The 18,892-nt window shown below is 71.0% G+C and carries 21 protein-coding genes; 11 read left to right on the top strand and 10 right to left on the bottom strand.

All coding sequences use genetic code 11. The features are described from left to right. Positions 1-57 precede the first annotated feature (57 nt). Positions 58-792 carry a FadR/GntR family transcriptional regulator gene (locus tag ACWCQ1_RS21385; RefSeq protein WP_208785066.1) on the top strand — a complete coding sequence of 245 codons (735 nt, stop codon included), beginning with the start codon at positions 58-60 and terminating at the stop codon, positions 790-792. Positions 793-877: 85 nt separating this feature from the next. Then, positions 878-1,564, top strand: a complete 687-nt coding sequence (locus ACWCQ1_RS21390; protein ID WP_133044988.1) for a gamma-glutamyl-gamma-aminobutyrate hydrolase family protein — start codon at positions 878-880, stop codon at positions 1,562-1,564. On the opposite strand, the gene ACWCQ1_RS21395 is transcribed toward ACWCQ1_RS21390, so the two are convergent. After that, positions 1,533-2,507, bottom strand: coding sequence for an aminoglycoside phosphotransferase family protein (locus ACWCQ1_RS21395; RefSeq protein WP_451027108.1), 975 nt, complete (start codon positions 2,505-2,507; stop codon positions 1,533-1,535). The two genes, ACWCQ1_RS21390 and ACWCQ1_RS21395, sit on opposite strands and share 32 nt — an antisense overlap. Before the next feature lie 200 nt (positions 2,508-2,707). Between ACWCQ1_RS21395 and rox the strand changes: the two genes are divergently transcribed. Then, positions 2,708-4,147, top strand: coding sequence for a rifampin monooxygenase (gene rox / locus ACWCQ1_RS21400; protein WP_358604332.1), 1,440 nt, complete (start codon positions 2,708-2,710; stop codon positions 4,145-4,147). Here the strand turns inward: rox and ACWCQ1_RS21405 are convergent, their stop codons facing one another. Continuing rightward, positions 4,148-5,071, bottom strand: coding sequence for a LysR family transcriptional regulator (locus tag ACWCQ1_RS21405; protein WP_358604329.1), 924 nt, complete (start codon positions 5,069-5,071; stop codon positions 4,148-4,150). It lies immediately after the preceding gene. A 70-nt stretch (positions 5,072-5,141) separates the two neighbouring features. On the opposite strand from ACWCQ1_RS21405, the gene ACWCQ1_RS21410 reads away from it, so the two are divergent. Next, the gene (locus tag ACWCQ1_RS21410; RefSeq protein WP_358604326.1) at positions 5,142-6,305 is read left to right on the top strand and encodes a TDT family transporter; all 1,164 of its coding nucleotides are present in this window, start codon (positions 5,142-5,144) and stop codon (positions 6,303-6,305) included. Here the strand turns inward: ACWCQ1_RS21410 and ACWCQ1_RS21415 are convergent. The 3 genes from ACWCQ1_RS21415 to ACWCQ1_RS21425 all read right to left on the bottom strand — a co-directional run bounded on the left by ACWCQ1_RS21415 (position 6,217) and on the right by ACWCQ1_RS21425 (position 7,821). Beyond that, entirely contained in the window at positions 6,217-6,918 is a 702-nt protein-coding gene (locus tag ACWCQ1_RS21415) for a helical backbone metal receptor (protein WP_358604323.1), read from the bottom strand. The two genes, ACWCQ1_RS21410 and ACWCQ1_RS21415, sit on opposite strands and share 89 nt — an antisense overlap. A 23-nt stretch (positions 6,919-6,941) precedes the next feature. Next, positions 6,942-7,508, bottom strand: coding sequence for a helix-turn-helix domain-containing protein (locus ACWCQ1_RS21420; RefSeq protein ID WP_133044994.1), 567 nt, complete (start codon positions 7,506-7,508; stop codon positions 6,942-6,944). A gap of 124 nt (positions 7,509-7,632) precedes the next feature. Further along, a complete protein-coding gene (locus ACWCQ1_RS21425; protein ID WP_358604320.1) occupies positions 7,633-7,821 on the bottom strand; it encodes a hypothetical protein in 189 nt (62 codons plus the stop codon). A 399-nt stretch (positions 7,822-8,220) separates the two neighbouring features. Between ACWCQ1_RS21425 and ACWCQ1_RS21430 the strand changes: the two genes are divergently transcribed. After that, positions 8,221-9,126, top strand: coding sequence for a 5'-3' exonuclease (locus ACWCQ1_RS21430; RefSeq protein WP_133045046.1), 906 nt, complete (start codon positions 8,221-8,223; stop codon positions 9,124-9,126). Between the two features lie 100 nt (positions 9,127-9,226). Beyond that, positions 9,227-10,075: a siderophore-interacting protein gene (locus ACWCQ1_RS21435; protein ID WP_133044996.1), complete on the top strand. Its 849-nt coding sequence runs from the start codon at positions 9,227-9,229 to the stop codon at positions 10,073-10,075. A 49-nt stretch (positions 10,076-10,124) separates the two neighbouring features. Here the strand turns inward: ACWCQ1_RS21435 and ACWCQ1_RS21440 are convergent, their stop codons facing one another. From ACWCQ1_RS21440 to ACWCQ1_RS21450, 3 genes are all read right to left on the bottom strand, one after another. Continuing rightward, a complete protein-coding gene (locus tag ACWCQ1_RS21440; protein ID WP_358604317.1) occupies positions 10,125-10,901 on the bottom strand; it encodes an ABC transporter permease in 777 nt (258 codons plus the stop codon). Further along, the gene (locus ACWCQ1_RS21445; RefSeq protein WP_133044998.1) at positions 10,898-11,914 is read right to left on the bottom strand and encodes an ATP-binding cassette domain-containing protein; all 1,017 of its coding nucleotides are present in this window, start codon (positions 11,912-11,914) and stop codon (positions 10,898-10,900) included. Before ACWCQ1_RS21445 ends, ACWCQ1_RS21440 begins: the two co-directional genes overlap by 4 nt. Positions 11,915-12,096: 182 nt before the next feature. After that, entirely contained in the window at positions 12,097-12,717 is a 621-nt protein-coding gene (locus ACWCQ1_RS21450) for a PadR family transcriptional regulator (protein WP_133044999.1), read from the bottom strand. A 230-nt stretch (positions 12,718-12,947) separates the two neighbouring features. On the opposite strand from ACWCQ1_RS21450, the gene ACWCQ1_RS21455 reads away from it, so the two are divergent. After that, positions 12,948-14,468 (top strand): amino acid permease, encoded by a 1,521-nt coding sequence (locus ACWCQ1_RS21455; RefSeq protein ID WP_451027109.1) that lies wholly within the window; start codon positions 12,948-12,950, stop codon positions 14,466-14,468. Here ACWCQ1_RS21455 and ACWCQ1_RS21460 read toward each other — a convergent pair. Both ACWCQ1_RS21460 and ACWCQ1_RS21465 read right to left on the bottom strand, forming a co-directional pair. Further along, complete coding sequence (locus ACWCQ1_RS21460) at positions 14,368-15,735, bottom strand: tyrosine-type recombinase/integrase (RefSeq protein WP_451027110.1); 1,368 nt, start codon at positions 15,733-15,735, stop codon at positions 14,368-14,370. The two genes, ACWCQ1_RS21455 and ACWCQ1_RS21460, sit on opposite strands and share 101 nt — an antisense overlap. After that, complete coding sequence (locus ACWCQ1_RS21465; RefSeq protein WP_451027111.1) at positions 15,728-16,213, bottom strand: helix-turn-helix domain-containing protein; 486 nt, start codon at positions 16,211-16,213, stop codon at positions 15,728-15,730. Before ACWCQ1_RS21465 ends, ACWCQ1_RS21460 begins: the two co-directional genes overlap by 8 nt. A 121-nt stretch (positions 16,214-16,334) precedes the next feature. Between ACWCQ1_RS21465 and ACWCQ1_RS21470 the strand changes: the two genes are divergently transcribed. The 4 genes from ACWCQ1_RS21470 to ACWCQ1_RS21485 are packed head-to-tail and all read left to right on the top strand — an operon-like array spanning position 16,335 to position 18,830. Further along, positions 16,335-16,553 carry a helix-turn-helix domain-containing protein gene (locus ACWCQ1_RS21470; protein WP_451027112.1) on the top strand — a complete coding sequence of 73 codons (219 nt, stop codon included), beginning with the start codon at positions 16,335-16,337 and terminating at the stop codon, positions 16,551-16,553. After that, a complete protein-coding gene (locus ACWCQ1_RS21475) occupies positions 16,550-16,852 on the top strand; it encodes a hypothetical protein (RefSeq protein ID WP_451027113.1) in 303 nt (100 codons plus the stop codon). Before ACWCQ1_RS21470 ends, ACWCQ1_RS21475 begins: the two co-directional genes overlap by 4 nt. Continuing rightward, positions 16,849-17,232 (top strand): hypothetical protein, encoded by a 384-nt coding sequence (locus ACWCQ1_RS21480; RefSeq protein WP_451027114.1) that lies wholly within the window; start codon positions 16,849-16,851, stop codon positions 17,230-17,232. Before ACWCQ1_RS21475 ends, ACWCQ1_RS21480 begins: the two co-directional genes overlap by 4 nt. Continuing rightward, positions 17,229-18,830, top strand: a complete 1,602-nt coding sequence (locus tag ACWCQ1_RS21485; RefSeq protein ID WP_451027115.1) for a DNA primase family protein — start codon at positions 17,229-17,231, stop codon at positions 18,828-18,830. The genes ACWCQ1_RS21480 and ACWCQ1_RS21485 overlap by 4 nt, the downstream gene beginning before the upstream one ends. The last annotated feature ends 62 nt before the right edge of the window (positions 18,831-18,892 follow it).

The following is an 18,892-nucleotide window of genomic DNA, read 5'->3' on the forward strand; positions in this document are numbered from 1 at the left end:
GGGCCGGGAGCCATAAGGTATTGCCGAGAACCATTGCTTGGGAAGGGGGTGCGGCGGGTGTCGCCGGATCAGGACGGCAGCCTGGAGGACCGGTTGACGCCGGTACTGCGGCCGGTGCGGGCGGGGAACGGCTTCGAGGAGGCACTGGAGCAGATCCTGCAGGTGGTACGGCTGGGCCTGGTGCCGGGCGGCGAGCGGCTGCCCGCCGAGCGGGAGCTGGCGGACCGGCTGGGGATCAGCCGGGTCACCCTGCGCGAGGTGCTGAAGGTGCTGCAGGACCAGGGGCTGGTGGAGTCCCGGCGCGGACGCTACGGCGGCACCTTCGTGCTGCCCCGCGCGGACGCGGGCGGCGAGGACGAGCTGCGGCGGCGGATCTCCGAGGTCGACATCGAGGACGTGCTGCGCTTCCGTGAGGTGCTGGAGGTGGGCGCGGCGGGACTGTGCGCGGCGCACGGGCTGAGCGACGACCAGGCGGACCGGCTGCGCGAGGCGCTGACCCGCACGCACGACGCGCCGCTCGCCGACTACCGCCGCCTGGACACACTGCTGCATCTCACCCTGGCCGAGCTGTGCGGCTCCCCCACGCTCACCGCCCAGTATGCGGCGGTACGGGCCACGGTGAACGACCTGCTGGACTGCATCCCGCTGCTGGTCCGCAACCTGGAGCACTCGCAGCGCCAGCACATCGCCCTGGTGGAGGCGGTCCTGGACGGGGACGCGGACGGGGCGCGGGAGATGATGCGGGAGCACTGCGCGGGAACGGCGGCACTGCTCAGAGGGTTCCTGGCGTGACGAGGGTTCCCGGCCTGACCTTGCCCTCGCGGGGGTGGGTCGGCAAAGGTATGAACGGGATCCATTGCTCCGGGTGGGAGGTCGTATGTCAGCCAGGCCGCTGATCGGCGTCAGCACGTATCTGGAGGCCGGGGCGCGCTGGGGCGTGTGGGAGCTGGAGGCCGCGCTGCTGCCGGTCGGCTACCCGCGCCTCGTGCAGCGGTCGGGCGGACTGGCCGCGATGCTGCCGCCGGACGAGCCGGAGCAGGCGGCGGCGACCGTCGCACGCCTCGACGCGCTGGTGATCGCCGGCGGCCCCGACGTCGATCCGGCCCGCTACGGCGCCGAGCGGGACCCCCGCACCGGCCCGCCGGCCCACGCCCGGGACACCTGGGAACTGGCGCTGATCGACGCCGCCCTGTCCGCGGGCGTCCCCCTGCTGGGCATCTGCCGGGGGATGCAGCTGTTGAACGTGGCCCTGGGCGGCACGCTGGTCCAGCACGTCGAGGGCCACGCCGAGGTCGTCGGCGTCTTCGGCCGGCACACGGTCAAGCCGGTGCCCGGCACCCGGTACGCCGAGGCCGTGCCCGAGGAGACGTCCGTACCGGCCTATCACCACCAGGCCGTCGACCGCCTCGGCACCGGCCTTCTCCCGTCGGCGTACGCGGAGGACGGCACGGTGGAAGCCGTCGAACTGCCCGCCACGGACGGTTGGGTGCTCGGTGTGCAGTGGCACCCGGAGATGGGCGAGGACCCGCGGGTCATGCGGGCCCTGGTGCGAGCCGTCTCCTGAGCCAGGCGAGCCCCGCCTCGCCCTGGGCGCGCTGGAAGGGGCGCAGGGTGGGCAGTCCGGGCGGGGCCGGAAGCAGGGACTGCTCGATGAAGAACCCGGTCAGGGCGGCCAGGGTGGCCGTGGCACCGGCCGGATCCGCCTCCCGGCCCAGCGGATGCGCCCGGAACACCTCCTCCGGGTCGGGGCCGCCCTGGGCGCCGACGCTGGGCAGCAGCGTCAGCAGGTCGAACCACGGGGCGGCGCGCACGGCGTGCGGCCAGTCGACGAAGACGACCTCGCCGTCCGCGGTGAGCAGCATGTTGTCGGCGCGCAGGTCGGCATGGGCGAGGGTGTCCCCGGCGGCGGCCTCGGCCCCGTCCGCGGCGAGACGGGCGAGACGGGGCAGCTCCGCGAGGGTCCGGTCGTCGAGACGCCCGCGCAGCTCGTGTTCCCCCCGGTCGGCCAGCCGCCGCCAGCCGCCGAAGGCGTCGCCGAGCGCCTCGGCCACGGGCGGGGCGGCGACGGGGGACGGCGTGAGGGTACGGCCGAGGCGCTCGACGGCGTCCAGCACCCGCCGCAACTCCGGTTCGCGCCAAGGGACATGGGGCTGGCTGCCGTCGACATCCGCCAGTACGAGGGCGACCCAGGTGCCGTCGTCGTAGGTGCCGAGGAGACGGGGCGCGGGCACGCCGGGAGGGAGGGCGGCGGAGTTACGGGCCTCGGCGCGGTGCATGGCCGGGCTGTCGGGGTTGGCGTCCGCGCTGACGGCCTTCACGAAGGCGCGCCGCCCGTCGGCGGTTCTCAGCCGCGCCGCGACGCCCGGGGAGAAGCCGCCGGGCTGGGTCTCCGCACGGACGACCGGGCCGCCGCCGAGCACGTCGGTGACGGCGGAGCGCACCGGGTGCGGAAGGGCTTCCCAGGGGGTGCGGACGCCGGTGGCGGGCGGGGCTGAGGGGGTCGTCATGCAGGGCATGGTGCAGGCCCGGGACACCGCCGTGCCAAGGGATTTTCACCGGGGTGACGGCGGCGGGAACGACAGAGGCGAGGGGTTCCTGACCTCCTCGCCTGTCTCAACGTATAGCGCACCGGGGGGCTTGCGGCAAGGCCCCCGTCGTGCCGCACAATCACCGGCCGAGGCCACAACCTGCGGAAACGGGGACTTTGATGATCGACGTGATCGTTGCCGGCGCCGGGCCGACCGGGCTGATGCTCGCCGGTGAACTGCGGCTGCACGGCGTACGCGTGGTGGTGCTGGAGAAGGAGCCGGAGCCGACCAAGGTCGTCCGCGCGCTCGGTCTGCATGTGCGCAGCATCGAGGTGATGGACCAGCGCGGTCTGCTGGAGAGGTTCCTCGCGAACGGGAAACAGTACCCGGTGGGCGGCTTCTTCGCCGCCATCGACAAGCCCGCGCCCACCGGGATGGACACCGCGCACGCATACGTCCTCGGCATCCCGCAGCCGGTCGTGGAGCGGCTGCTGACCGAGCACGCCGTCGAGCTCGGCACCGAGATCCGGCGCGGCTGCGAGGTGACCGGGCTGAGCCAGGACGAGGACGGGGTGACGGTCGGCCTGGCCGACGGCACACGGCTGCGCTCGCGCTACCTCGTCGGCTGCGACGGCGGCCGCAGCACGGTGCGCAAACTCCTCGGCGTCGGCTTCCCCGGCGATCCGGCCACGGTCGAGACGCTGCTGGGCGAGATGGAGGTGGCCGCGCCGCCGGAGACCATCACCGCGGTGATGGCCAGGGTTCGCGCGACCCAGAAGCGGTTCGGCATCGGCCCCATGGGCAACGGGGCGTACCGCGTGGTCGTCCCCGCCGAGGGCCTGACCGAGGACCGCGCGGTCCCCCCGACCCTGGAGGAGGTCAAGGAGCGCCTGCGGGCGGTCGCCGGCACCGACTTCGGTGTGCACTCACCGCGCTGGCTCTCCCGCTTCGGCGACGCCACCCGTCAGGCCGAGCGCTATCGGGTCGGACGGGTGCTGCTGGCGGGCGACGCGGCGCACATCCACCCGCCGACGGGTGGGCAGGGGCTCAATCTCGGTATCCAGGACGCGTTCAACCTGGGCTGGAAGCTGGCGGCGGAGGTGGCCGGCTGGGCGCCGGAGGGCCTGCTCGACACCTACGAGACCGAACGGCACCCGGTGGCCACCGACGTCCTCGACAACACCCGCGCGCAGATGGAGCTGATGTCCACCGAACCGGGTCCGCAAGCGGTGCGGCGGCTCTTCTCACGGCTGATGGACTTCGACGAGGTGAACCGCTACCTCACCGAGAAGATCACCGCGATCGAGGTCCGCTACGACTTCGGCGAGGGCGACGACCTGCTGGGCCGCCGTCTGCGGGACGTCCCCCTGAAACGAGGCCGCCTCTACGACCTCTTCCACGCCGGCCGGGGCCTCCTCCTCGACCAGACGGGCAGCCTGTCGACGGCGGGCTGGGACGACTGCGTCGACCACGTCCACGACACGAGCGAGGACCTGACGGCCCCGGCGATCCTGCTCCGCCCCGACGGTCACGTGGCCTGGACCGGCGACGACCAGGAAGACCTGAACAGGCACCTGGCCAGGTGGTTCGGCCCCTCTTCCAACGCGTCCGGCGTCTGACTACCCCCGCGTCAGCGACAGCAGATCCCGCGCCGGCCCCGTGGGCCGATGCCCCGTGGGCCACACCGCCCGCAGGTCCCGGGCCAGCGCGACCCCCTGCACCGGCACCCGCACCAGCCTCCGCATCCCCAGCTCCTCTCCCACGGCCAGCTCACTCAGCACCGCCGGCCCCGCCCCACCCACCGCGGCAGCCTTCACCGCGGTCGTCGACGACAACTCGATCAACGGCCGCGCCAGTCCCCCCAGCGCGGCGTCCAGCACCTGCCGTGTCCCCGACCCCTTCTCCCGGAGGATCAGAGGAGTCTCCGCCAGCTCGGCCGCCCCCACCGCCCGGCCCCGCCGCGCCCACGCGTGCCCCGGCGCCGTCACCACGATCAGCCGGTCGTGCGCGATGACCGCGGAGTCCAGCCCCGCCGGCACGCTCACCCCCTCCACGAATCCCAGATCCGCCTCCCCCGCCAGCAGCCGCTCCGCCACCGCGGCGGAGTTCCCGGCGAGCAGGGACACCGCGGTGTCCGGCCGCTCCGCCCGCAGGGCCAGCAGCCACCCCGGCAGCAAGTACTCCGCGATCGTCATGCTCGCCGCCACCCGCAGCCGCGAGTCCCGCCGGTCGCGCAGGGCCTGCGCCCCCGCGTCGAATGCCTCCGCCGCCTCCACGATCCGCCGCGCCCAGTCCGTCACCAGCGCCCCGGCGTCGGTCAGCCGCGACCCCCGGGGCGACCGGTCCACCAGCGCCACGCCCAGCTGCCGTTCCATCGACCGGATCCGGCTGCTCGCCGCGGGCTGGGTGATCCCCATCTCCCGCGCCGCCCCACCGAGACTCCCGAGCCGCGCCACCGCCAGCAGCAGCTCCAGGGCCCCGAGATCCGGCACCCGATGCGCCAGCGGGCCCCCGCCCCCCGGCCGCTCCTCCACCTCGCTCATAAGACCAGCTTATGCCCTCATAGAGACGGGGTCCCTGGTCCGCGGCGCCTGCCCGCGCCACCGTGGACCCATGGTCACCGCAGCCCAGCCACTCCCCCGGGCCCTCTCGCGTGCCACGGCCGTCCGTCACCTCGGACCGAACTGGTACGCCACCGTCATGGGCACCGCGATCGTCGCGACCGCCGGCGCCGGACTCCCCCTCGACCTCCCCGGTCTGCGGACCGTCTGCGCGGGCGTCTGGGCCCTCTCCCTCGGCCTGCTCGGCACCCTCCTCGTCGCCCGCGCCCTGCACTGGACCCACCACGGCGACCAGGCGCGCGCCCACCTCCTCGACCCCGCCACGGCGCCCTTCTACGGCTGCCTGGCCATGGCCCTGCTGGCCGTCGGCGGCGGTGCCCTGACCGTGGGCCGGGACTGGATCGGCCCACGGGCCGCCCTCGCCCTGGACGCCGTGCTCTTCACCGCCGGTACGGTCACCGGGCTCGCGGCCGCCGTCGTGGTGCCGTACCTCATGGCCGTACGGCACAAGGTGGAGCCTGGGCAGGCCTCGCCCGTGTGGCTGCTGCCCGTCGTGGCGCCGATGGTGTCCGCCGCGCTGGGTCCGATGCTCGTGCCGCATCTGCCGCCCGGGCAGCCGCGGGAGACCCTGCTGCTCGGCTGTCTCGCGATGTTCGGGCTGAGTCTGCTCGCGACCCTGGTGATGCTGCCGCTGGTGTTCGCCCGGCTGGTCACCGGCGGCCCGCTGCCGCTCGCGCTCACGCCCTCCCTGTTCCTGGTGCTGGGCCCCCTCGGGCAGTCCACCACCGCCGTCGGCAGGTTCGCGGACTTCGCACCCGGCGTCGTACCGGCCTCGTTGGACGCGGGGTTCGGGCTCCTCGCCGTGCTGTACGGGGTGCCGGTCATGGGGTTCGCGCTGCTGTGGCTGGTGTTCGCCGGTGCCCAGGTGCTGCGGGCCCGCCGGCAGGGCATGGGGTTCGCGATGACGTGGTGGGCGTTCACCTTCCCGGTCGGCACGTGTGTGACGGGCGCCGAGGCGCTGGCCGGGCGTACCGGGCTGGTCGTGTACGACTGGCTCGCGCTCGGGCTGTACGCCGGGCTCGTGGCCGCCTGGGCGACGGCCGCCGTGCACACCGCGCGCGGTCTGCTCAGCGGCGAGCTGCTCGCAGCGCCTCGCCCAGCGCCCGCGGCGCCTCGGCCAACGACGGCCCGTACCACGTCAGATGCCGTCCGCTGACCAGGGCGCAGGGCACCCCGGGGAAGGCCTCGGGCCCGTCGTCGGCGGTGAAGCGGTAGGGCTCGTCGGGGAGCACGACCAGGTCGGGGGCGGCGGCCCGCAGCTCGTCGAGCGGCACGCGGGGGTAGCGGTCGGGGTGGTCCGCGTAGAGATGGTCGACGCCGAGGCGGGCCAGGACGTCACCGGCGAAGGTGTCCCGGCCCAGCACCATCCAGGGACGGCGCCAGATCGGCACGACGGCCGTCGTACGGGCGTCCGGCACCGGCAGCGACGACCACGTCTCCTCCGCCTCCTCCAGCCATCGCGGCCGGGATCCGGCGCCGCACGCCTGCAGCACCCTCGCCAGTTCCCGGAAGGCCTGCGGCACGTCCCGCACCTCGGTCACCAGGACCTCGACGCCCGCCTCGCGCAGGGCGGTCAGGTCGGGCTCGCGGTTCTCCTCCTCGTTGGCGATCACCAGGTCGGGCGCGAGCGCGAGGATGGGGTCCAGCTTGGGGTTCTTGGTGCCGCCGACGCGGGGTACGTCGAGGTGCGCGGGGTGGGTGCACCAGTCCGTGACGCCGACGAGGGCGCCGGGGACGGACACCGCCACCGCCTCGGTCAGCGAGGGCACGAGCGAGACGACACGGGGCGGCACTAGCGCGACCGGTCCCGGACCGCCTCGATGTGCTCGGCCACCGCGACGACGATCACGCGCGTGTCCGACACGGTCGCCCGCCAGCGGTGCCGCACACCGCCCGTCAGGTACAGGGTGTCGCCGCGGCCGAGCCGGTAGGCCCGCCCCTCGGCCTCGATCTCCACGGCGCCGTCGGCGACATACATCAACTGGTCGTTGCGGTACTGGAATTCGCGGCCGGCGTCATGATCGCCGACGAACTCCGAGGCGTGCATCTGGTGGTGACCGCGCACCAGCGAGCGCACCGCGGGTGCGAGCAGGGGCTCGGCGCCCTCGGCGCGGACGACGTCGACGCTGCACGCCGGGTCGGCCGCCGCGAGGAGCTCCACGGCCGTCGTGCGCAGGGCGTCGGCGACCTTCTCCAGGGACACCCGGCTGGGCCGCGCCCTGTCGTTCTCGATCTGGCTCAGGAAGGGGACGGACAGGCCGCTGCGCTCGGCCACGACGGCGAGGGTGAGCTCGAGCGTGCGACGGCGGCGCCGCACGGCCGCGCCCACGCGCAGGGGCTGCTCTTTGTGGTCGCCCATCGCTCCGGCTCCCTCCTTCGCTCGTCCGCCGGTGTGCCGTACTTCTGATGAGTTCTCTGCACCTTACGCAGGTTCGGCAAACCGTTTCATGCGCCCGTCACACACTGGTAAACAACGCATGCGGTCAATCCGCCAACTCTCGCCAGTAGACCAGTTCCCCGCCTGCACCAGGCGGGGATTCCTTCTTCGGGACGAAGACGCTGGCCAGCAGGGGCGCACAGCCGTCCGGGCCGTGCGCCGGGGCGGGGCGCGCGCCGACGGCTCGCGGGAACGCCCGTCGCGCGGGTGCGACGGCCTCCGCCGCTTTCCGCACGGCATCGAGGTCGCTCCTCTTCTTACAATGCGCGACGGCCCCCCAGTGTTCCCGTTCGTGGCCGGGCGTTCACACCGGGATCACGGCTGTGATCAGGCCTTGCGGGTGGCAGGGCGAAGTTCCTTGACAGAGCGCGCAGTTGGCGATTCAACGGGTGTCGGACGGCTGATTCGACAGCGCTGCCGCGCCCCGGGGGCGGGTCGGCGGGACCGGCCGTGCCGCCTGTGTCTCCCGGCCTCGCGTTCAGGCTTGGGTGAGGACGTAGCGCTATGTGGTTGGCCGGATTCTTTTCGTACCGGGGACCGTGATGGGGAGGCCGGAGGGCGCGTGGCGTCGGCTGCTCGCCGGCGGGTGACTGTCGGTCCCGTGCGGCATGATGCGAGCGTGACCGGACGACTGATGCTTCTCGACACCGCCTCGCTCTACTTCCGCGCCTACTTCGGCGTCCCGGAGTCCGTGAAGGCTCCGGACGGCACGCCGGTGAACGCCGTGCGCGGCCTGCTGGAGTTCATCGACCGCCTGGTCAAGGACCACCGTCCCGACCATCTGGTGGCCTGCATGGACGCCGACTGGCGCCCGCAGTGGCGGGTCGACCTCATCCCCTCCTACAAGGCGCACCGCGTGGCCGAGGAGCACGAGGCGGGCCCGGACGAGGAGGAGGTGCCCGACACGCTGTCGCCGCAGGTGCCCGTCATCGAGGCGGTCCTGGACGCGCTCGGCATCGCGCGGGTGGGCGTGGAGCCGTACGAGGCCGACGACGTCATCGGCACGTTCACGGCGCGGGCGAAGGGCCCCGTCGACATCGTCACCGGCGACCGCGACCTGTACCAGCTCGTCTCCGACGCGCGCGGGGTGCGGGTGCTCTACCCGCTCAAGGGCGTGGGCACGCTGCAGCTGACGGACGAGGCGTGGCTGCGCGAGAAGTATGGGGTGGACGGGCCTGGGTACGCGGATCTGGCGCTGCTGCGCGGCGACCCGAGCGACGGCCTGCCGGGCGTGCCCGGCATCGGCGAGAAGACGGCCGCGAAGCTGCTCGCCGAGTTCGGGGACCTGGCCGGGATCATGGCCGCGGTCGACGATCCCCGGGCCAGACTCACGCCGTCGCAGCGCAAGCGGCTCGACGAGGCACGGCCCTACGTCGCTGTCGCGCCAAAGGTCGTCAAGGTCGCCGACGACGTTCCGCTGCCGGACGTCGACACGGCCCTGCCGCACGCTCCGCGCGACGCGGCGGCACTGCGAGAGCTGGCGGCCCGCTGGGGGCTGGGCGGCTCGTTGCAGCGGCTGCTGACGACCCTGGGCGCGTGAGCGACCTTCTTGTTTTGGTAATGCTCGCCCTCATCGAGGTGTTGCCCAGGGGAGAGATGCTAACTTAGGTAAGCCTAAGCAAGAAGCATGGGAGGCCGTCATGGCAGAACGTCCGGCCCGCAGGCCGCGCAAGCCGCACTCCGCGCAGGTCGTCCGTACGGAACGGCTGACCCCGCACATGCAGCGCGTGGTCCTCGGCGGCGAGGGTCTCGCCGGTTTCGCGGCCGACACCTGCACCGACCACTATGTGAAGCTATTGTTCCCGCCGGCCGAGGGCATCACCTATCCCGAGCCCTTCGACATGGAGCGCATCCGCGAGGAACTGCCGCGCGAGCAGTGGCCGGTGACCCGGACGTACACCGTGCGCGCCTTCGACCCCGAATCCCTCGAGCTGACCCTGGACTTCGTCATCCACGGCGACGAGGGCCTGGCCGGCCCCTGGGCGATGCGGGTCCAGCCGGGCGAGACCGTGCGCTTCATGGGCCCCGGCGGCGCCTACGCCCCCGATCCGAGCGCCGACTGGCATCTGCTGGTCGGCGACGAGAGCGCCCTGCCGGCGATCGCCCGTGCCCTGGAGTCGCTGCCCCGCGGCGTCACCGCCCACGCCTTCGTCGAGGTCTCCGGTCCGGAGGAGGAGCAGAAGATCGACTCCGACGTGGACGTCGTCTGGCTGCACCGCGGTGACCGGCCGGTCGGCGAGCTGCTGTGCGAGACCGTACGGGCGCTGGAGTTCCCCGAGGGCCGGCCGCACGCGTTCGTGCACGGCGAGGCGCACTTCGTGAAGGAGCTGCGTCAACTGCTGCGGGTCGAGCTGCAGATCCCGCGTGAGGACCTGTCGATCTCCGGTTACTGGCGTCTCGGCCACAACGAGGACGGCTGGCAGGCCTCCAAGCGGGAGTGGAACGCGCGCATCGAGGCGGAGCAGGAGGGCGCGGCGCCGGCCGCGTGAGACGTCCGAAGGGGCGGCACCCGTGCAGGGTGCCGCCCCTTCGCCGTGCTCACACCGATCGCTGGTAGGACCGGAACGTCCGGATCGACAGCCACACGGCCACCACGGCGAGTGCCAGCAGTCCCCCGCCGCGACTGAGCACGTCCCTCCAGTCCGGGTGCTCCGACAGGGCGGAACGGCCCGCGACCATGGCCCAGTTGAGCGGGTTGAAGTCGGCGATGTGCCGCATCCAGGCGGGCATCTGCGAGGGCGCCATGAAGGCGCTCGACAGGAACGTCAGCGGAAGCAGCAGGAAGGTGTTGATGCCGATGATCGACTCCCGCTCCCGCACCAGCATGCCGAGCGCGTTGGACAGCGCCCCGAAGATCGTGCCGAGCAGCACGGAGGCGAGAACCAGGATCGCCACCCCGCCCACACCGCCGGGGTAGTCGGCGCCGCCGGCCAGGGCGAGCAGCACGATGACGACCGACTGGAACGCGGTGACCAGGCCGTTGTTGACGACGTTGCCGTTCATCAGCGCGGCCCGGCTGACCGGCGTGGTCAGGAACCGGTTGAGCGTGCCGCGCTGGATCTCCTCCAACGTGCCCATGCCGGCCCACATGTTGGAGCTGAGGGCACTCATGACGACCACACCCGGGACCAGGTAGTCGAGGTAGGTGGTGGTGCCGAAGCCGCCCAGCTCGACGACCTTCTTGAAGAGGCTGCCGAACAGGAACAGCCAGATCACCGGCTGGATCAGCGTGATGATCGCGTAGGCGGGCTGCCTGGTGAACACCATGAGCTGGCGCTGCGTCATGTACCAGGTCTGGGAGAGGGCCGTGCTCATCGGGCACCTCCGGCGAGGGCGAGGCGGTCGGTGGCTTCGGCGTCGGCCTCGGAGTAACGGCGGCCGGCGTAACGGAGATAGACGTCGTCGAGGGAGGGCCGGGCAACGGTGGCGGCGGCGACTCCCACACCGGCCCGCTCCAGGGCGGCGAGCAGGGCGGGTACGGCGGCCGCCCCGTCGTCGGCGCGGACGCTGATGCGGCGGCCGTCGACGAGGACCTCGTGCATGCCGGGCAGTCCGCCCAGGGCGCCGTCGAGGAGCGTGCGGCCGGCTTCTCCGACGGTCTCGCGCAGCTCCAGGTGGACGGCGTCGCCGCGCAGTTCACCCTTCAGGGAGTCCGGGGTGCCCTCGACCACGACCCGGCCGCGGTCGACGATCGCGACCCGCTCGGCGAGCCGGTCGGCCTCGTCCAGGTAGTGCGTGGTGAGCAGGATCGTCAGACCCTCCTCCCCCGCCAGCCGGTCGATCTCGTCCCACATCGCGGTGCGGGCCTCGGGGTCGAGGCCGGTGGTGGGCTCGTCCAGGAAGAGCACCTCGGGCCGGTGCACCAGTCCGAGGGCGACGTCCAGGCGGCGCCGCATACCGCCGGAGTAGCCCTTGACCGGGCGCCGCGCGGCGTCGGTCAGGCTGAAGCGCTCCAGCAGCTCGTCCACCCGCTCGGTGAGGGCGGGGCCCCTCAACCCGTAGAGCCTGCCCTGCAGTTGGAGGTTCTCCCGGCCGGTGGCGACCGGGTCGGAGCCGGAGCCCTGGGCGACCACGCCGATCGCGCGGCGCACCCGGTCGGGGTGGCGCAGCACATCGTGCCCGGCGACGATGGCGGAGCCGGAGTCGGGCCTGGCCAGGGTGGTGAGGATCTTGACGGTGGTGGATTTGCCGGCGCCGTTCGGGCCGAGGAGCCCGAAGACGGTGCCGGGTTCGACGGTGATCTCCATGCCGTTGAGGGCGGTGACCTCGCCGGGGTAGGTCTTGATCAGCTGACGCGCCGCTACCGCGGGCGCACGGGTACTGCTCATGACGACTGCTCTCCTGAGTGAGCGGATGACAACTGATCCGCGTGAGCAGCGCCGGGCTATCCTGGGTGTGCCGCACCTCGATCGCCTGGCCTGCCGCACGGCGGAGTCGGTTCGGGGTTCGCGACCCCGGCGGAGCTGCTGCAACAGCCCTGCCGGGGTCCTTCATGTCTCCTTGCGTTTGGCTATGTGAACTCCGGTGGCAGCTCCCCCGTCTCATGGAAGCGGCGCCACCCGTCGACGCCCGGCAACGAGCCCTTCTCGATCTCCTCCAGGAAACCGCGGACCCATTCCGTCTGCGCCTCGACCATGTGCACCTGGTACTCGACCTCGACGAGGAAGAGCCTGGGGAGCGTCTCGTACAGCTTCGCCAGCGCCGCCCGCCCGCTCACCGCCTCCACCTCGAGGTTCTTCAGCCGCTCCTTGAGGAGCCGCACCACCTCGTCGGGGGGCAGCACCGCGAGGAAGGACAGCGCGGTCTCGAAGATCGGGAACTCCTTGGCCGGGACGGCCAGCAGGTCCGACAGCCACTCCGACGCCTCCTGCCGGCCCGCGTCGGTCAGTCCGTAGACCGTGCGTTCGGGCCGGTTGCCCGCCCGCTCGACGTCGGCGACCTCGACGAAGCCGTGCTTCTCCAGGTTCTGCACGACCGTGTACAGCGAGCCGTACTTGATCTTCGTGGTGGCGTCCTTGCCCTGACTGCGCAGGGTCTGGGCGATCTCGTACGGGTGCATCGGCTTCTGCCAGAGGGTCACCAGCACGGCGAGTGCCAGCGGGTTGCTGAGCTTTCGACGCTGCATCGCCATGCCCATCCACTCGTCCCCTCGTCGCCGAATATCCGTGGACGAACATATCGCGACCGTCGGACAGCCGTCAATACACACGATGTATCGCGTTCGACTGTGCATAGCAAGGGCGTGAGGACTTGGGCCCGCCCCCGACACGACGGCGTGACGCGGGCGAAACAGGCCGTCCCTAATTTCTGTCGCCTGACAGGAATCAACTCGCAGGAACCGCGCCGAAGGCAGGTGCCGCCGTGCCGTCAACCGACCATTCCCTCGCCGAGTTCGGCTATCGCCAGGAACTGCACCGCAGCCTGGGCCGGTACGCCTCCTTCGCGGCCGGGTTCTCCTTCATCTCCGTCCTGACGACGGTCTTCCAGTTCTTCGCCTTCGGGTACGCCTTCGGCGGCCCCGTCTTCTTCTGGGCCTGGCCGGCGGTTCTGGTCGGCCAGCTCCTGGTGGCCGCGTGCTTCGCCGAACTCGCGGCGCGCTACCCCATCTCGGGCGCGATCTACCAGTGGTCCTCACGCCTGTCGAACGTCACCTTCGGCTGGTTCGCCGGCTGGATCATGGTGATCGGGCAGATCGTGGTGGTCGCGGCGGCGGCTCTGGCCCTGCAGATGGTGCTCCCGGCGATCTGGTCGGGCTTCCAGCTCGTCGGCAGCGACCCGGCGGTGACGTCGACGGACGGCGCGGCGAACGCGGCGGTGCTCGGCGTGATCCTGCTGGTGCTGACCACGGTGGTGAACATCGTGGACAACCGCGTGCTGTCCGTGATCAACCGGGTCGGCGTGACCGCCGAGATCATCGGCGCGGTCCTGATCGTCGTCCTGCTGCTCACCCACTCCAAGCGCACCCCCGGCATCACCTTCCACACCGGGAACGCGGCGAGCTCCGGCCTGCTGGGCGCGCTGCTGGTCGGCTCGTTCACGGCGGCGTACGTGATGATCGGCTTCGACAGCGCCGGTGAGATGAGCGAGGAGACGCACAACCCCCGCCGTACCGCGCCCCGTACGATCCTCACCGCGCTCGGCGCGGCGGGTCTGCTGGGCGGTCTGGTCATCCTCGGCGGACTGCTCGCCGCGCCCAGCCTGACCGACGGGCACCTGGGGGTCGACGGCCTCAGCTACGTCCTGACCAGCCGCCTCGGCGACGGCGTCGGCAAGGTGCTGCTCGCCGACGTGGTCGTGGCCATCGCCGTAGCGACCCTGGCCATCCAGACGGCGGCCTGCCGCATGCTCTTCTCCATGGCCCGCGACGGACAGCTCCCCTTCTCCCGTCGCCTGGCGCACGTCAACCCGCGCACCGGGATGCCCAGCGCCCCCGCGGTCGTGGTCGGCGTCCTCGCGGCGGCCCTGCTCCTGCTCAACTTCGCCTCCCCGGACGCCTTCCTGGCCATCGGCACCACCTGCATCGTGATGCTGTACCTGGCGTACGCGATGGTCACCGGCCCGCTGCTGATCCGCCGCCTGCGCGGCGAGTTCAGCTCGCAGGGCACCGACGAGACGGGCGCGAAGCTCTTCTCACTCGGCCGCTGGGGCATCCCGGTAAACGCCCTGGCCCTGCTCTACGGCCTCGCCATGACCGTCAACCTGGCCTGGCCCCGGGCCGCGGTGTACGACCCGGCGGGCGGCCACTGGTACTTCCAGTGGTTCACGGTGTTGTTCCTGCTGGTCACGCTGCTAGTTGGGGGCCTTTACCGGGCACTGAGGGCACAACGAGGGCACACTGCTCCGGAAGGGGTACCGGAGGCAGTGCCTGCAGAATCCGCCTGATCGCCTCCGCAGTCACGTCCTCGACGGCCGCCGCGGTCACTCCGAGTACGGACTCGATGGCGGCGGCCGTGGTGTCCTCGGCGGTCGGCCAGAGACCCGTGTACTTGTCGAGCGTGATGCTCGGCTTCGAGTGGCCGAGGCGGACCTGCACCGTCTTCACGTTCTCGCCCTGCTTGATCAGGCAGGAAGCATAGAAGTCGCGCAAGCCGTGCAGGGTCAGCTTCTCGGGCACACGGACTGCCGAACCTGCGGCCACCAACAGCGCGTTGGCGTCCGTCCGCATCCGCTGCCAAATCCGCGTCCACGTAGACCGACGGATCGGCCGGCCCTTGTCGTCCGTGAAGAGCAGCCGGACCGTTCGCACGACGGGCTTGAGTGGGTCGGTGCGGTCGTCGAGCTTCAAACCCACGACGGGAAACTCCCGCTTGTGCTCCTCGACGGCCGCCAGCGCGGACGGCGCCAACGGCACTTCCCGGTACGACTCAGGAGTCTTCAACGGCCCGATGTACTGGGCGCCGTGATCTGGCGTGACGAGCTGCTGGCTCGCCTCGACGACAGCACGCTCGACGTCGACATGATCCTCGATGCCGAGCAGCTCGCCCTGGCGCAAGCCACTGGACGCGGCGAGCCGCACGAGAGCCTTGTACCGCGCCGGTGCGGCCTCGATGAGCGCTTTCACCGCGTCCGGATGCGGGATGACCAACTTGCTGCGCTTCTCCGGCAGCTGCACGCCCTCGCACGGGCTCACACGGATCGCCCCGTCGAGGACGGCCATCCGCATCACGGTGCTCAGCACCTCGAAATGGCTGCCGATCGTGGAGGGTTCGTACCGCGAGGACTGCGCCTTGACCCAGGCCTGCACGTCGCTGCGTTTGATGCTGGCCACGCCGCGGTTCCCGAACGTCGGGTAGAGGTGGATCCTCAGCGTCCGCTCGACGCGCCCCTCGGTGCGCTCACGGTGGATCGCCGACGTCCTCCACGCTTCCCCCAGCGTCCGGAACGTCTCGCGGCCGGCCGCGCGGTCGATGTAGTGCCCTCGGTCCAGCTCATTCTTGATCTCCGCGGCCCTGGTCTCGGCCTGCGGTTTCTTGACGAAGTTCTCTTTCCGCTGCTTGCCGTCCGGATCCCGATAGCGGACCTGCCAGCGCTTCCCGCAGTTGTGGTCGGCGCTGGCATAGACGGTCTTGGTCTTGGTGCTGTGCTCCTGGCACGGTTCGGCATTCGTGGGCGGCCGGGACAGATGCCACCGGTCGTACACGTCAGCCATCGGCGGGCTCCGCCTCCTCACGAGCACGGAGCATCGCCCGCTCCTGCTCTTCAAGAACGCTGATCTTCCCCGCGATGCTCTGAAGATCTGCTCTGGCCTCGGACAGCTCAGCCTCGGCGCGCTCCTTGGTGCGCTCACACTCATTCACGCGCTGGCTCGCAGCCTTGTAGAGGCTCCGCAACTCTCCCATTTCCACAGTCAGTTGAGCCATGTGGACGTCATCGATGGGAATGGTCAGCAGGTCGTTGAGGGTGATGCCGAAGATACCGGCGAGGGCCGCGGCCTCGTTCACCCGAATCGGGCGGTCCGCGGCCTCTGTCTTGGCGACGGTGGTCTGTCGCCACGAAAAGCCCTCGTCGCTCATACGGGTGGCCAGTTCCTGTTGCGGCCATCCGCGGGCGATACGGAGCGATTTCACGCGCCTACCTACGACGCTCTCGGCCGAACCCAGTGCGTCACTCACCGCGGCATCGGCCACAACCCCTGATCGTGTTTGATCCTGCATGAGGATAGACGTTAGTGCTTGCTGGGGTTGAAAACAACTGGACGTTGCTGTACTCATGTCAGGGATAGCGCTCAATCCCTACGGAGGATTCACGATGAAGCGCAACGTTGCTGTGTCCGCGGCGTCGACCGGGCCTCAGTACCTGACCACGGAAGAGGTCGCCGAGCGGTACCGAGTGGCGCCCGCGACGGTCCGGTACTGGAAGTACACCGGCTACATCCCCGGAGGCATGAGGCGCGGCCGGCGAACGCTCTACCCCGTTGCGGTGCTCGACGCGTGGGACGCAGGGCAGACCGGAGGCGCCGCAGCATGAGCCAGAACGCAGAAACGCCCCGGGGGCTGACCGGGGCGTTTCAGGAAGACTCCGCGGCGGGCGGTTCGTCCGCTGCAACCGTAGCGCAGGGCGACCCGCCACGCGTAGCGGGCAGGCTCGACACGTACCGCTCCCGCTCCTCCAAGTGGCACAGGCAGGTCAAGGTGGACGAGTGCCCCAAGTGCGGGCACCCCCACCTGCACCGCGCACCCCTGCCGCTCGTCCGCTCCGTCCTCAAGACCGGCCCCTGCGGCGCCGTGTACGTCATCGTCCTGAGGCCTCAGGTGGTGGCGGCGTGAGCGATGAAAACCCGGACGTCGAGGCCATCGTGCAGCTCTGGGCGGAGGCGAAGGCGTACTGGACGGCCCGCGCCTTTCCCAAGTACGGCGGTGCCGCTTGGCGTGCCCTGCCCCCCGACGACCCCCGCCGGCTCGCCGCCGCGCTCGAGGCCGCCGAGCTGTGGAGGAAGTACGGCGACGAGGAAGCTCTGCTCGCTTGGTTCCGCGAGGCATCTCGGCCGCGGCCGTCTCTCGCTGATCGGCGCACTCGCGCCGAGCTCGACGCAGCTGCCAAGCCTCAGCCCCCGCACCAGCTGCGCGCCACGCCCGGATGGCCACCCATTCGCATCCCGGGCCAACCCGGCAGGTACCTCGACTGCACCAGGAAGGAGGCGGCATGACCGACGAACGCGAGATGCCGCCACCCACGAACCCCATGGCCGTTGCCCGGGAGCTGGCTCCGGCCTGGCGACACCCTGACACGGGCCTGCCCACCCGGAGGCACTGGCGCGGTACGTGGATGCGCTGGGAAGGCTCGTACTGGCGCGAGATGGACGACCAGGAGGTGAAAGCCAGCCTCTACAAGAAGCTGGAGTACGCCATCTACGTCGCAGGCCTCGACAAGGAAGGCAAGGACGTCATCCGCAACTGGTCGCCAACCAAGCGGAAGATCTCCGATCTCATGGAAGCGATCGCCGCAGTCACGCACTTGCGGCCGTCCGTCGACGCCCCCGAATGGATCTCCCGAGACGGGCTGAGTCGGGACTCTGGACATTCCTATGCGCACGGAAATGAAGGCCCCATCGTGGCATGCACGAACGGGCTGCTACGGGTCCGTGACCGTGAACTCCTGCCGCTCACCCCTGGGTTCTTCAACCTCGTGTCGGTGCCGTTCGACTACGACCCCGAGGCCACTGCTCCCAACTGGGAGCAGTTCCTCAAAGGCATCTGGCCGGACGACCAGGAATCAATCAAGGCTCTGCAGGAGTGGTTCGGCTACGTCCTGTCCGGGCGCACTGACCAGCAGAAAATCGTGCTCGTCGTCGGGCCGACCCGCTCGGGCAAGGGAACGATCGCCCGCATCCTGACGAACCTGGTCGGCAAGGGGAACATGGCCGGTCCGACGCTCGCCGGCCTGGCCACGAACTTCGGTCTGTCGCCGCTGCTCGGCAAGTCCCTCGCGGTCATCTCTGATGCCCGTCTCGCGGGCAAGGACGGGCACCAGGTCGTCGAGCGGCTGCTCACCATCTCTGGTGAGGACACCATCGACGTCGACCGGAAGTTCAAGGACCCGTGGACGGGCAAGATGCCCACCCGCCTCATGATCCTGTCCAACGAGCTGCCGAACTTCGGTGACGCCTCCGGCGTGATCGCACGCCGTTTCATCGTGCTGAACATGACCGTGAGCTGGCTCGGCAAGGAAGACACCGACCTCACCGACAAGCTCGCCGCGGAGATGCCCGGCATCCTCAACTGGGCGCTCGACGGTCTCGCCCGGCTGGAGCGGCAAGGCCACATCACGGAGCCGCCTGGTTCTGCCGACGCGGTCACCACGATGCAGGACACCGCGTCGCCGACGTCCGCGTTCGTCCGTGAGTGCTGCGAGAAGGGGCCCACGCACGAGGTGCTCGTCGACGAGCTGTGGGAGGCATGGAAGGAATGGGCCGAAGACCAGGGCATCCGCCCCGGATCCAAAGCCATGCTCGGCCGCAACCTTCTGTCGGTCGTCCCCCAGGCGAAGCGCACACGCCCCCGAGACGACTCCGGAAAGCAGATTCCGACCTACTCCGGGATCGGCCTCAAAAGCTACGCCCGCAATAGCGAGAGTCCCGACTCAACCCGTCTCAACGGCTACGGGAGCTCCCTGAGTCGGGCTGAGACGGGACTCAGCCCATTGTGGGCGCAACATTCCGAGGCGCCGAAGTGCGCCGGCTGCGGCTTCCCCTTCGAACCGCTGGAAGCAGGGCAGACCACACATCCCGGATGTGATGCCGCATGAGCGCCCGCCATCGCTGCGCCGTGTGCTCTCGACCGCTCACCGGTCAGCGCGGCCGGCGGTGC

This window comes from Streptomyces sp. NPDC002144, assembly GCF_053593695.1.